Source organism: Pseudobacter ginsenosidimutans (genome assembly GCF_007970185.1).
In the GTDB taxonomy this organism is placed as follows: domain Bacteria; phylum Bacteroidota; class Bacteroidia; order Chitinophagales; family Chitinophagaceae; genus Pseudobacter; species Pseudobacter ginsenosidimutans.
Genome location: NZ_CP042431.1, coordinates 4,124,183 through 4,137,788, shown reverse-complemented (window position 1 = coordinate 4,137,788; position 13,606 = coordinate 4,124,183). Strand labels below are relative to the sequence as shown.

General features: G+C 48.4%; 9 protein-coding genes. All 9 read right to left on the bottom strand.

Annotation, left to right across the window (positions count from 1 at the left end):
* Window positions 1-8 precede the first annotated feature (8 nt).
* The 9 genes from FSB84_RS16520 to FSB84_RS16485 all read right to left on the bottom strand — a co-directional run bounded on the left by FSB84_RS16520 (window position 9) and on the right by FSB84_RS16485 (window position 13,589).
* On the bottom strand, window positions 9-3,245 hold the full coding sequence (locus FSB84_RS16520) for a S41 family peptidase (protein WP_130539036.1): 3,237 nt from the start codon (window positions 3,243-3,245) through the stop codon (window positions 9-11).
* 109 nt (window positions 3,246-3,354) lie between these two features.
* Window positions 3,355-5,361: a beta-L-arabinofuranosidase domain-containing protein gene (locus tag FSB84_RS16515; protein WP_130540960.1), complete on the bottom strand. Its 2,007-nt coding sequence runs from the start codon at window positions 5,359-5,361 to the stop codon at window positions 3,355-3,357.
* Between the two features lie 86 nt (window positions 5,362-5,447).
* Window positions 5,448-6,482, bottom strand: coding sequence for a LacI family DNA-binding transcriptional regulator (locus FSB84_RS16510; protein WP_147122227.1), 1,035 nt, complete (start codon window positions 6,480-6,482; stop codon window positions 5,448-5,450).
* A gap of 18 nt (window positions 6,483-6,500) precedes the next feature.
* Window positions 6,501-7,043 carry an aldose epimerase family protein gene (locus FSB84_RS16505; protein WP_130539034.1) on the bottom strand — a complete coding sequence of 181 codons (543 nt, stop codon included), beginning with the start codon at window positions 7,041-7,043 and terminating at the stop codon, window positions 6,501-6,503.
* 9 nt (window positions 7,044-7,052) lie between these two features.
* A complete protein-coding gene (locus tag FSB84_RS16500) occupies window positions 7,053-9,056 on the bottom strand; it encodes a glutaminase family protein (protein ID WP_130539033.1) in 2,004 nt (667 codons plus the stop codon).
* 25 nt (window positions 9,057-9,081) lie between these two features.
* Window positions 9,082-10,932, bottom strand: a complete 1,851-nt coding sequence (locus tag FSB84_RS16495) for a glycoside hydrolase family 2 protein (protein ID WP_225979796.1) — start codon at window positions 10,930-10,932, stop codon at window positions 9,082-9,084.
* Between the two features lie 41 nt (window positions 10,933-10,973).
* Window positions 10,974-11,675 (bottom strand): DUF3823 domain-containing protein, encoded by a 702-nt coding sequence (locus FSB84_RS16490; protein ID WP_130539032.1) that lies wholly within the window; start codon window positions 11,673-11,675, stop codon window positions 10,974-10,976.
* A gap of 25 nt (window positions 11,676-11,700) precedes the next feature.
* Window positions 11,701-11,829 (bottom strand): hypothetical protein, encoded by a 129-nt coding sequence (locus FSB84_RS31450; RefSeq protein ID WP_262713759.1) that lies wholly within the window; start codon window positions 11,827-11,829, stop codon window positions 11,701-11,703.
* Entirely contained in the window at window positions 11,817-13,589 is a 1,773-nt protein-coding gene (locus FSB84_RS16485; RefSeq protein ID WP_225979795.1) for a RagB/SusD family nutrient uptake outer membrane protein, read from the bottom strand. Before FSB84_RS16485 ends, FSB84_RS31450 begins: the two co-directional genes overlap by 13 nt.
* Window positions 13,590-13,606: the final 17 nt, after the last annotated feature.

The following is a 13,606-nucleotide window of genomic DNA, read 5'->3' as shown; positions in this document are numbered from 1 at the left end:
TATCACTTTTACTTCTTCATCAATTCCTTCACTGCTGCTTCCAACTGCGGATCCTTTCCGGATAGGAATGATTCATAATTCAATTCCACTTTAATATCCGGTTCCAGTTGCAGGTTCTCAACCGGACGGTTCTCTTTTCCGATCACTGCGATCATGGGGATACCAAATACGATCGTGGGATCGATCTGCGTTTCCCACCATACAGCCGTTCCTGTTCCCGGCACCGGCATTCCCACCAGCTTACCAATTCCATTATTCTTGTATGAATAAGGGAACAAATGCGCATCGCTGTAATTGCCTTCACTCATCAGTACGATGCTTGGCTTGCTCCAGCGATCAATCGGCTCCGTTACATTCAGCCTGTTGCTTTGAGGGGCAAAAGTGAAATAGGCTTTACCGCTGAGGAATGTATTGAGATCATTGTGCAACCAGCCTCCGCCATTGAAGCGGGTATCAACCACCAGTCCTTCTTTCTGGCGATGTTTCCCCATTACTTCGTCTACTACTGTACGGTAGCTGCCATCATTCATCCCCTGAACATGCACGTAACCAAGTTTGCCGCCACTGAGACTGTCTACCAAATCACTCATCATTTTCACCCAGCGCTTGTAGAGCAAGGGCCCTTCTTCATTACCGGAGATCGGTTTTACCGTTTCTTCCCAGCGATTGCCTTTGGCAGGATCAAAAATACTCAGCAATATGTCCTGTCCTTCTTTCCTGTTCAACAGTACGTCCCAGTTGTTCTGCGCGGTAATAGCCGTTCCGTCTACCTTTTCGATGATATGTCCCGGACGGATCTTGCTTGCCGCCTTGAACAAAGGCCCTCCCCTGATGATCTCGGTCACCTTCATGCCATTGCCGGCATAGGTCTCATCAAAGAAAGCTCCGATACTCGCTGTGTTATCACCGTTAGGGAACTGCGGACTGTACCTTCCGCCGGTATGTGATCCATTCAGTTCTCCCAGCAGCTCGCTCAGCAATTCCTGGAAGTCGTAGTTATTGGAAATATGAGGCAGGAACACCGCATAATCTTTTTTGTATTGCTCCCAGTTGATGCCATGGATCTTCGGATCATAGAACTTGGCTTTCACCTGGCGCCAGGCGTGGTTGAAGATATATTCACGCTCCGCCGTATTGTTCACGATCATTTCCGTATTGATGGAAACCGGACTGATCTTGCCTGTTTCATCCACTTTCATGATGCTGCCGCGGTTGTTCACAAAGAGGTTCTTTCCATCCCTGCTCATTTCAATACCACTGCCGCTGCTGCCCAGCTTCGCGATCAGGCGCGTTTGTTGGGTACGAGGCTCTGTCAGCCAGAGATCGAATCCTTTCTCAACTGCTGCGAGATAATATAATTTGCTGCCATCGGGCGATAATACATAATCACTGATCGTGGCGCTGCCGGTGGTTAGCTTCAGCTTCCTGCTATCGAGATCCGTGAGATCAGGGCTCCAGGTTTTGAGAGCAGAATCCCTTTTCTCGCCTGCTTTCTTTGCAGCGGAATCAGCGGCTGGCTTGCTTTTCTGGCCACGATCTTCCTTCTCTTTCAACAGATCGAAATCCTCTTTGCTCAATTGAAAACGGTCAAAAGCTTCCTGGTCAAAGAAAAGCGCATATACATCCATTTCCCTTGCTCCCTGGAATGCAAGCGATCTCCGGCCCTCCTTATTATTGGCCCAGGTGATAGCCCTTCCATTCATTACCCATTTCGGACGTGATTCACCAAATCCACTCATCACGGGATGCAGGATGGAACCCGTTCCATCGGCTTTCACCATTCCTGCCCGGCCTCCGTCAAATCCAAAATACTGATCAGATGCCAGCAAATATTTTCCATCGGGGCTCCAGTTGAAATTGATATCGCCATCAGCATAACTGTAATTGCGTCCCTGAGGAATGAGCGTTCGTGATTTTTTGGAAGCGATATTGTATACCCTTAGCACATTTCGGTTCTCCCAGTAAGCCACTTCTTTTCCATCGGGAGAATATTTTGGGAGGAACTCTTCCGCATTGGTAGCTATCAACGGTTCTTCTTTCAAAACGGTAGATGCATAAAAGTAAGGCTCTTCCTTACGTGTAAGAGTAACCGTATAGATATCCCAGTTGTCATTCCGTTCTGCTGCATAGATCAGGCTTCTGCCATCGGGCGCCCACTGCACCATCCTTTCCTGTTCAGGCGTATTGGTAATACGTTTGGTCTGTGATCCTTCCACGCTTGTCACAAACACTTCGCCCCTGGTCACAAATGCGATCTCTTTTCCATTTGGGCTCACAGTAAATTCCGTAACATTGCCATTCACGCGTTGCACTTTTTCTACTGCTTCCCGGCCATCATTGAAAATATTCACTGCCACTTTCTGCGCTCTGCCACCGGGCTTCAAGGTATAGATCTCTCCATTGTAAGTAAAGCAGAGCGTATTATCTGCTGCCTTCGACAAATGCCGTACAGGATGATCTTTGAAGCTGGTAAGCTGTTCCATTTTTGCAGGATCAGCAATGGAGGATTTGAAAACATTCTGTGAGATGCCCCCTTTTTCGGAGAGGTAAAAAACATTCTCATTATCGGCAAACAATGGATTGCGGTCCTCTCCATTGTATTCAGAGATCTTCTTGTAACTGTTCGCTTTTATATTGTAGATCCAGATATCACGGGTAACCGAAGAAGTATGATGTTTCCTCCAGGGGTCTTCATAGCCTTTCCTGTCTTCAAATACGATCTGCGAACCATCATTGTTGTATTTCGCCATGTCCATGCCTGCAGCGCTAACGAGGATCGACTTTCCGCCTTTCACCGGCACCTGGTAAACATTCCTGAACAACCTGGGTGAAGGGAATTTGGAACTGGTGGACGGCGCATTGCGTCCGCTGCCGAACAGTACCTGGCTGTTATCCCTTGAAAAATCGTAGGGATAATCATGAGCGCTGTTGAAGGTAAGCCTCGTTGGTGCGCCACCGTTAGCAGGCATCACAAACACATCAAAATCTCCGTAGCGATCGCTGGCAAATGCGATGGTCTTACCATCATGGCTCCATACCGGCATCATATCGTGCGCTTCATGGATGGTGAGCGGCGTGGCAACGCCACCATTAGCATCCACGCGGTAGATATCGCCTTTGTAGCCAAATGCGATCGTTTTGCCATCAGGGGAAATAGAAGGATAACGAAGCCATAGCGCATTGCCCTGGCTGAACACTGAAGCATAGCAGCCCAGCAATAGTAGAAATGTAAGGGTGTATCTCATGGGAATTTCTTTGGTCCCACGAAAGTAAAAATTTCAACATTGTTGCAAATATCTTTTTCCATCAACGGGTAAATAGAGAGGATGAATAGCGGAAAGGCGGTTACCCGCATCACTTCACAACCGGAAAAGCCACAATCCTCACTTTGGTGCAACCATAAGGAACCAGCGTGATAGTCTCTGTTTCGTTTTCCACTCTTCCCATATACAATCCATCGCGCGCTGTAACAGGTATCAGGGCAATATCATTGGCGATGGTCCAGCCTGGGATTTTTTTGGCCTGCACCTTTATTTCGATAGGCGCATGTTGCAGGTCCCACACAAAATCATCCTTTATTTGCTGTACCTCGTTTACTTTCCAGGAAGCAGGATCCTGCTTCAGCTGTTCCGCCACCAGTCCATAATTCCATTTGTCATTCGTATGAACAGTGAAATAATCTCCCTGGTGTTCATCTGTTCCTTTTTCCCATTCTTCTTTTAGTTTGAGCGCATACAACAGCGGACCGCGTTCAATGGCCCTCGAATTACTGCCCCATTGGGAAACGGAAACCTCCATCGGTAATTCAAGTTTCAGCTGATCACCGTTCTTCCAGGTGCGCGAGACCGTTATGATCTGTCCGCCTTTTTCTGTACGGAGCTTCACTCCATTCACATAGATGTTGGCTAGCCTACACCAGGCAGGAATGCGAAGCTGAAAAGGAAAGCTTACAGGCGTATTGGTAGTAAGATCGAATCGGATAATGTTCTCAAAAGGATAGTTCGTGGTTTCTTTGATTGTTACAGCCGTTTTCGATTTCCCCGGTTTCACATTCACTTCAGAGGGAGCGTAATGCAATGCAGCCAGGCCGCCGTCCTTTGTGCCGTACCAGAGATGCGTGGTGAATTTGGTCCAGCCCTGGTGCATGTTCTCCAGGCAGCAGGTATAGCCGCTGCGCATACCGAGCACATTGTTCATTTCCCTGTCGAATGGCAATGTAAAAGTGAACACTCCTTTTTTGATATGCACCTGGTTCGCGATCTGAAAATATTGTTTGTTATTGAAATCAACAGTGGTTTGTGCAGGAAGCGCATTGAAGGTGATGCGTTCCAGTGCATCCATGTATCGCACATCGCCGGTAATGCCTGTTATCTGTTCAAGTGAGAACATGGACTCAACGATAGCACAAAGTTCCGTTCCCTGCGAAGGGTTATTGCCATGCAGGTCTTCATCTGCTGAAAAACAACCAAAAGGAAGCCCATGCAATGTCATGAGATCTTTAAAACCGGTGTGCAGCGCACTGAGATATTTCTTATCACCGGTACGCTGATAATGCACAGCCGGATCTTTCAATCCCATGGCTACATTCACGCCATGCCTTGCCATCCAATGCTGGTCGTTCTGGTACGCAGCTGCATTAATAGTCCAATCCCTGCCGGCAAAGAATTTACTCCAGGGCAGGGTTTGCTTTTGCAGTGCAGCCGCCAGTTGCAACAGTTGTGGTTGTTTTGTTTTTTGATAAAGCCATTGCACTATCAGGATATTGTCCATCCCGCGCGCTTCGGCCCATTCTGTCCATTTGTTCAGCGGACATTGTTGTAGTGCCTGATACTGGTATTGAAAATATTTTGTCATGAATAGCAGCACACGCTTGTCTTCAGTAGCGGAATAATATTGCTGCAGTACTTTCAGCATTACCATTTTCGGCCACCAGTCCTCACCGTTATTACAGTCGGCGGCAGTGATGCTTTTACCGCTTTCACGTTCCTGTTTGGTAATCGGACCAAAATAGCCGGATGGACGCTGATGATCCAGCGTCCAGTTGATATACTGCATCATCCTTATTTTAAAAGCAGTATCATTCAGCAGCCAGGCCAGTGGCACTGCGCCATCCAGCCAGTAGGGCGTGGCTTCCCAGGCATCGCCATTACCGCCACGCCAGCCGTTATCGCTGATCTTCTTCAGCCACCCGTCCAGGTTTCCGGTGGTGCCTTTACGCATGATGGTCAATTGCTGCAATAACCAACCCCGTGGTTTGATAGCGCCCAATGGCAACTCCTGGTAAACGGGTGATTGAAAATTGGGCAGCGAAGAAAATTCCTGGGCAGGCAAGGTCCCCTGCAACAGCACAAAAAATATCATTACCCACCATTGCCTCCCAGGTAATCTTCTTCCTGCCCGGGAAACGACTGCTGATTTGAAAGTAAGAACTACCATTTTTATTAAGCTCATTTTTGTTTGATACTGGAAGCGCGGCAAACAAGTCTTGCTTCCAGCACAATTTTTTTGGGATTGGACTGGTAACGGTCGGCGGTTTGCAATTCGCTGAACAAGAGCGAAGCTGCTTCCTCTCCCATCGTAACTGTTTGTTGATTCACACTCGACAGACCTGGTGTCAGGAATTCACCGAACTGTTCATTGGCAAAACCGATAATAGCTATATCATCCGGAATTTTCCTGTCTGCGTCCTTGATGGTTTGCATGGCGCCGAGCGCGGTAAAATCTTCCACTGCGAAAACCGCATCCGGCGTCTGTTTCAGTGAGAGCAACTGTTGCATGCATTCCCTTCCTGAATCCACACTCACCCTTCCGTACACGATCAGGTCCTCATTCACGGCAATGCCGTGCATGTTCAGCGCATCGATATACCCTTTCAATCGTTGATTGAAAATGCTCACATGCTGCTGACCACCGATATGCGCAATATGTCTGCATCCCTGGTCTATCAAATGTTTGGTTGCCGCGAAAGCGCCGGCATAATCATCTATCACAACAGAAGGTACGCCGAGGGAATCGATGGCCCTGTCGAACAGTACCAGGGGCACTCCACGTTTTTTGATCTCAATGAAATGATCGGCATTGATGGTTTCCTTTGATACGGAAGCCAGCACTCCATCCACCTGTGCCTGCAAAAATGCCTGCACGCCGAGTTTCTCATGCTCATACAATTCATTGGATTGATAGATGAGAACACTGTACCTGTTCTGGTTGGCAATTTTTTCTATGCCATGTATCACTGATCCGAAGAAATTGATCTCTGCGCTTGGAATGATCACGCCCAGGATATTGGTGCGACCCAGCCGTAGCGATGAAGCGATCCTGTTCGGCTGGTAATGCAGCCTGGCTGCAGTTTCCTTTACTATCCTGCGGGTGTTCTCTGCAATTCCGGGATGATCATTCAGGGCGCGCGACACAGTAGCTGCCGTAATATTCAGCACCCGTGCAATGTCTTCAATGGTCACTTTATTGATCTTTTCACGCATCCATTGCAATTGTGGTGATTACTTACGTACAGAAAAACGACAAACGGAAACAGTGGAATAGTTTTCGCCGGGCTTGAGCACTGTAGAAGGCCATACCTCCATCACGATGCCTGAGCGATCGCCTTCCACCCTGGCCGCGGGTTTCATGCCTGAACCATTCAGTACGAAATTATGATCATAGCCTCCGCCCAATTTCAGTTGTTCATTCTTTTCATCCAGCCTCGCTCCTATGGTATCAGGTTTCGTAAAACCGAAAGGCGTTCCTGCCACAGCCTCCAGCTTACCCGAAGGGATATGCGTAGAGTCAACAGGTGTGTACCTGTCTGTATAAATGGTCAGCAGGTGTTGACCGATAGGGCCTGCCCCCCCGCCATTTCCCGGTCCTGCATAGTCCTGTAAGGAAGGTAATCCCAGTGCAACATCGTTGAGTGTACCGGCACTCTCCGGCGAGCGGACTTCTGCCGCGGTATTTTGTTTTACAGATGCCTGCTTTGCTTCATCTGCACAGGAGCTGATGAAGCAGGCGCTGATGGGCAGCAGGCCAAAGAAATTCCTGCGCATAGGATTCGATTATTTTTTATTGAATTGCATTTCCAGCATTTTGATGAAATAGCCCCCCACCACACTTCTTGCCTGGAAGCCCACCTGCTTTCCATTGGTGGTTTCATGCCAGTCGCTCAAAGGCACACGGGTGCTTGTTTGCAGGGCATACCTGTAAACGGGTGCTGTGAGCGCTCTGAAATCATGCTGGTTATCGGCGAGAGTGGCCGTCCAGATGATCCAGTCGGATTTGGTATAGGTCTTCCTGCTATCAAGCGGCAATCCGTATTCCTGCTGTTTGCCCAGGTAATAGCTGATCTCCTTTTTGTATACTTCTTCAGGGAAAAGTTGGAGGTCAAGTAGCTTATCCCAAACCAGGTTGTACTTCTGGCTCCAGGTTCCTTTGCCATCGAATGTAAGCGCATAATGGTCTCCGTCAGCAGCCAGCTGCATCCATTTTTCCACAAACGATTTGCTCAGTTGACCGTATTTGGCGGCAGTGGCAGTTTCATTCAATTGCTTTGCCAGCCGCGCATACACGCCCAGCGCCACGATCGTTTTCACGGAGAGATTGGCATTGCGCGCCAGATGTCCTGCAAAATCATCCGTACACAGTTGATTGGCCGGATCGAAGCCTTCTTTTGCCAGATATTCCGCCCAGGTGCTCAGCGTTTTCCAATGCTTCTTTGCGTAATTGGCATTGCCTTCAACCTTTGCGATAGCGCCTGCCAGGATCAGCATATTGCCCGATTCTTCCACCGGCATGTCTTCTCCGTAAGTCTGACCATTGGCCAGGGGATAAGTGCCGAGATCATGTGCCGCAAAAGGCTTTGTCCATTTTCCACTTTCACTGTAATAGAAAATCCCATTCATCATTCCTTTGAGTAATTCAGGATTGTAGAGCAGGTACATCGGAGCGGAGGGATAGGTTATGTCCACCGTATTGATACTGCCATTGCTGAAATTCTCTTTGGAGAGAAAGAGCAGTTCCCCCTGCGGGCCTTTCACTAATTTGTGTGCAGCGATACTTTGTCTGTATGCCAGCTCACATAATGCCGCATATTCCTCACCGCCTGCTTTGATGGCATCGCTGTGCAGCTTTTTATTGAAATTATTGCAGCGCTGAAGAATGGTCTTGTAATTCTTTGCTGCCGCAGCGAGTTGTTGCTCGATGGTACTGCCATTCATTTTCCACCAGGGCTTGAGGTCTTGTGAAAAGAATTGAACGGAGAAAAGATCATCATACCCTACCAGTATCAATTGGTCTTTGGCTGTGTTCACTTTTCCAAGATCAACAACCGTGTTCAGGCTTAATTCCGTTCCTTTATCACTTTCTGCGCCCACTGCATCGAAAGCCTGTGTCATCGGCCTTTGCACGCTCACGGATTGCTGTACATTTTTTCCGGAAGGAATGGCAACATAGAGGTAGCCCCAATCGATCCGCACATCATCCCCTTTGGTTTTGAGCACTGATTGTGCTGTAGAGCCTGCTTTCAAGATGTTCAGTCCATTGGATGAATACCGGGATGCGATCACTTCCTGCTGAGGCTTGTTGACGGCAACGGTGGAACTGGCGCCGAAATACAATTGTACCTGATGCGCAACACCATCATTGGATTGCACGCTGGCATTCACATAGCTCACGGGTCTCGCTATCAGGTCCAGGTCATTCAACAATAATGGAGAGGTGAACTGCAGGTTCAGCTCAACAGGGCCGCAGGTAAAACCATAGGAAGTTTGGGTAGCGTTCAGTTTTACATTTTTTTGAATGGCTGTCTGAATAGCGGCGTCCTTTGCCCCATCGGCTGAATTGCCGAGGAATCGATAGATCACACCATCCACTTTCAATAAACCAAGCAGTGAATGCGGCTTGCCTGTCCAGTGTTTTGTAGTTGATGCAGTCAGTTCATCGGTTGTTGACCAGATGCTGAAATAAGGATCATGTGTGATCAGAGGGTAGGCAGGTGCTGATCGTTGTGCCATCAAAATACAGGATAGCAAACAAGCAGTCAGGCCTGAGAATATCTTTTTCATTATTGTATTTGTTCTATAATGATGATTATTGATTGGCAATGTTCACAAGGCCGCTTTTGTACAATGGTTGGTGCACTGCCTTGAGCTGCGCTGCCGGTATTTTGAATTTTTTTCTGTCGTAAGTGAGCAGGCCATTTGTTTCTATTTCCACATCTGTGGTTTGTGTGTACACGGCAGCAGAAAGTCCGCTTTCGATCAAATGCGGGATACGCTGCATCAGTTCTGCATAGCGCTTGTACAGGTCCTGGCTGTTCTTGAAACTCTGGTATCCCCAGTTGTTCTTTTCCTGCCAGGTATGTCCTTCCAGGGGTAGTCCCAATCCTCCGAATTCTCCCAACACGAGTATGCGGTCTGCGCCGAACAGATCGGGCTGAGGCATTGCGGGTTCGGGGTAATTGTGGAGATCCATGATATGTCCCACGGGTTCGAAATTACCACCGCTGGCGCTGTTCACAAGACGGGAAGGATCATTTCGCATGGTCCATTCCGTTATATCCCTGGTTTTGTATTGCCCCCACCCTTCATTGAAAGGCACCCATACCACGATGCAGGGGAAATGATGGAACTGCTGCATGATCTCTGCCCATTCCTTACGATAGATCTGGTCAGACTCCGCTGTCCGGTCTTTGTCTGTGGCACGGCCATACACGCCGGGATGCGGCTCCCATTTGTTGCCGAGATCACCGCTTGGCATATCCTGCCAAACCAGCATACCCAGTTCATCGCAGTAGCGGTACCAGCGGGCCGGCTCAACCTTCACATGTTTGCGGATCATATTGAAGCCCATCTCCTTCGTTTGTACGATATCAAATTTCAGGGCTTCATCAGTTGGCGCTGTATACAATCCGTCAGGCCACCAGCCCTGGTCCAGCGGACCATATTGAAAAACGAATTCATTGTTCAGCAACATGCGTTGCATCCCTTTATCATCTTTGGCCATGGAGATCTTGCGCATGGCGAAATAACTGCCTACAGTATCGATCACTTTTCCCTTGCGCAATATTTCCAGTTTCAGATCATATAAAAATGGACTGGCCGGGCTCCAGAGAACAGGATCGGGGATAGATAACCCGACCTCTGTATTCGCAGGTACTGTCTGTTCAGCCACCTTCTCTCCGCCTTTGCTGGCTGTGATCCGCACCTGGTCTCCATCCTGCGGATTCTTAACCTCGGCTGAAATACTCAGTTGCTGCTGATCGATATCAGGCGTTTGTTTGGTAGCGCTGATATAAGTGGCGGGAACTGCTTCCAGCCATACTGTTTGCCAAATGCCAGATACCGGCGTATACCAGATACCGTGAGGCTTTACTACCTGTTTGCCGCGCGGCTGTGGCCCTTCATCGGAAGGATCCCATACACGAACAGCTATGGTTTGTGCGCCTGATTTCTTGAGGGCACTGGTAATATCGAATGAAAAAGAAGTATAGCCTCCTTTGTGATTACCTATTTCCTGTCCATTCACGAACACGGTGCAATCCCAGTCCACGGCTCCAAAATGCAGCAATACATTATTCTTTTTGAAACTGGCAGGAATGGTGAAATTGCGTTCATACCAGAGCACGCTGTCCTTTCCCACAGTCCGTTCAACACCAGACAAGGCAGACTCCACTGCAAAAGGCACCAGGATCTTTCCTGTAAAAGATGCAGGCACAGTTTGAGCGGAAGATGGCAGGATATTGTATTGCCAAAGCCCATTCAGGTTCATCCATTTGCTGCGCACCATTTGTGGACGGGGATATTCCGGCAGTGTTTGAGCAGGGTCCACTTTTTCTGCCCAGGGGCTCAGGATCTTGTTCCGTTTTACTGTCCATTCCTGTGCAAAAAGATTTGCTCCAATAAAAAGTAGTCCCAACAGAAGGCTGTTCTTCTTCATCATTATAGAAATTTAAAAAAATGAAAACTGTTCTATGAGCTGCACTAAAAACTGAGTTTCACCAATGGCGAAAAGATCCTGTCTTCCAGTCCTTCGATCTTCAATCCGATCCTCGCAAAAATGTAATTCTGTGAAGGGTTCATTGAAGGGATATTCACAGACAATGTGAGGCTTGAAGGATCTGTAATATCTCCGCCATTCACAGAAGCTGAACCATTGTTATCTGTTCCGGATACGAACTGTGTTCTGTTGATGTACAGCGCTACATTCTCGATATTCCTGGCTGTAGCGTCTGTAATGATCTTTTCGATACTGAAACTGGCACTGACTTTTCCGCTTCCAGCAGTCAGCTGCGGGTTGCGGATCATGTAGTAGGGCGTTACGGGAAGATCAATGGTCTGATTGCCGTTGACGTTGATCACTACGGAATCAGGGCCGCCCTGCGCTTTCTGTTTCCATTGAAAGGGGCCTTGTCCATTCGGCACGATCAGTTTGTATTCACCATTGAAGAGCAGCATGGAGTAACTGCCGTCCTGTTTGAATGTATTCCCCATCGGGCCGGTTTTGCCGAAACCATGCTGGTACAGTTCAAAAGTGACTTTATCATGTTCCACTCCAATTGCTTCACCATTGTAAACCAGCTTTCCTTGCAGGGTTACGGAAGGAGGATCATAATTATCTTTTTTACAGGAAACAACTGCAAAAAGTGACAGCAGTAACAATATAGAAAGAAAAAACTTTTTCATGATCTTTCAATTTGAGGCGTGAACATTACTGGTTTGGCTGGCGGACGATCTTCGGGTTATTGGCCCGAACTTCATCACTGATAAAGGAATAGTAATTGCCCATTTGAAAATTATTGACGCCGGTTACCAATGCAGGCAGTACTATCCTGAACATCCATTTACCATTATTAGGATCGCCGGGAGCGTAATATTTGTAAGGCCAGAGCCCCAGGGCTGTGTGCTGCGTTTATTGGCTTTACCGATATTGGTCACCAGTTCGGTTTCAGACATCCTGTTGCCGTCCCACCTTATATGCGCAAGCCTCCAGCGTTTCATATCGAAAAGTATATGTCCTTCAAAAGCCAGCTCTACCCTGCGTTCATGCACGATACGATCGAACGTGAGTTGCGCTTCTGTAAGCGGTGTGGGGAAGCCTGCCCTGGTCCTTACCTGATTGATATAGCCGACGGCTTCGTCTTTCCTTCCCAGTTCAAAAGCAGCTTCGGCAGCATTCAGTAATACCTCGGCATAACGGTAACGGATGAACGGAATTTCACTGTTAGTGCCGCGGGAACCGGCGCCGGGTGTGGGATCCAGATATTTCCGGATATAGAAACCAGTTTGTGCCGTGAACTCTTTTGCATTGATAGGTCCATCAAAGCCTACCACCTGTACGGGATTGGTGGTGCCTGGCAGGGGCCGCTGTGCGCCGCGGTCGTCCCCGGTAATGATATTACCATTGGCCAGCATATAACCTGCCCAGATATCTACCGGCTTGTTCTTGAAATTGGATCCGGGCAGTATAACGGTGGCGGCCAGCCGCGGATCACGGTCAGCGAAAATATCCACGGGGTTATTGTAGAAAACAGGATTGCCGCCACTGGTCACTGCCAGCGGTGCAAATGTATTGTCGAGCTTTTCAAAGGACTGCACCAGGTTGAGTGAAGGATTGATCCTTCCGCCCTCCTCTTCCTCGGCGCCATAACGTGGCTGGTTCCAGCCAGTGAAATAGTGCACTTTTCCACTTCTCAGGCGATAATCCTCGATGAAAATGGGCTCCGGATTGGTGGCTTTGTCCAGAAAAATATTGATGAAATTATCAACAGGATCGGGTTTGATCGCATACAGAGCATAGGCGCCTGCACTGCCATTGATGATATCTTTCGCAAAGGCCAGTGCTTTTTCATAATAGGCATTTGCCTTACCGGCCGGAATGCCCACTTCTTCTCCGGGCAGGGAAACTGAAGGTGTATTAGTTCCGTATTTCGCGATGCTTCCGGCATAGAGTGCAGCCCTGGCGGCCATTGCGAGCGCTGCACCTTTGGATGCGCGGTTCTTCACGGTTGCATTGGCGGGCAACAGATCCCTGATGGCTTCCGCTTCGCTGATCACGAAATCATACATCTCGGATTCCTTTGCCCTCGGGAATTGTAATGAAGCTGGATCGCTGCCCAGTTCATAGTACAGTGATTTCAGGATCAGGGGAACGCCGCCCATGCGCTTGGTCATTTCAAAATAGAAATTGGCGCGCAGGAATCTGGCTTCTGCCAGGAACCTTGATTTATCGGCTTCTTCAAGCTTCGTAGCAGCCGCACACCGTTCCAGGAAAAGGTTTACATCGCGGATATAACCATAATCCCAGGTGCCCCATTCACCAAAATTCCAACTGGTTCGTTTCACAAAGAAGTCCTGATCATTCTGCGAAGGAAAGCTTTCACTGAAATCTGCAAAGCTCTGCCAATTGTCGAAATTGGTGACGTCCAATTGCCGGTTATAAAGGTCTGCCAGTATCGAGAGCACCTGCGCAGGTTCTGAAAAAGCCTGTTCATTGGTGAGTATGGAAGTGGAAGGAACACTCAGGAACTTACTGTCCTTCATGCAGGCTGTTGTTGCCAGTAACAGCAGTATGGCGTAGGATAAAATGATCTTCTTCATCGTCTTCATTTTTTCAT

Bases quoted from the DNA above. Each gene is read 5' to 3' on its own strand.
- FSB84_RS16515 (WP_130540960.1), bottom strand. From the start codon at position 5,361: ATGATATTTTTTGTGCTGTTGCAGGGGACCTTGCCTGCCCAGGAATTT.
- FSB84_RS16505 (WP_130539034.1), bottom strand. From the start codon at position 7,043: ATGCGCAGGAATTTCTTTGGCCTGCTGCCCATCAGCGCCTGCTTCATC.
- FSB84_RS16520 (WP_130539036.1), bottom strand. From the start codon at position 3,245: ATGAGATACACCCTTACATTTCTACTATTGCTGGGCTGCTATGCTTCA.
- FSB84_RS16500 (WP_130539033.1), bottom strand. From the start codon at position 9,056: ATGAAAAAGATATTCTCAGGCCTGACTGCTTGTTTGCTATCCTGTATT.
- FSB84_RS16510 (WP_147122227.1), bottom strand. From the start codon at position 6,482: ATGCGTGAAAAGATCAATAAAGTGACCATTGAAGACATTGCACGGGTG.
- FSB84_RS31450 (WP_262713759.1), bottom strand. From the start codon at position 11,829: ATGTTCAGGATAGTACTGCCTGCATTGGTAACCGGCGTCAATAATTTT.
- FSB84_RS16490 (WP_130539032.1), bottom strand. From the start codon at position 11,675: ATGAAAAAGTTTTTTCTTTCTATATTGTTACTGCTGTCACTTTTTGCA.
- FSB84_RS16495 (WP_225979796.1), bottom strand. From the start codon at position 10,932: ATGATGAAGAAGAACAGCCTTCTGTTGGGACTACTTTTTATTGGAGCA.
- FSB84_RS16485 (WP_225979795.1), bottom strand. From the start codon at position 13,589: ATGAAGAAGATCATTTTATCCTACGCCATACTGCTGTTACTGGCAACA.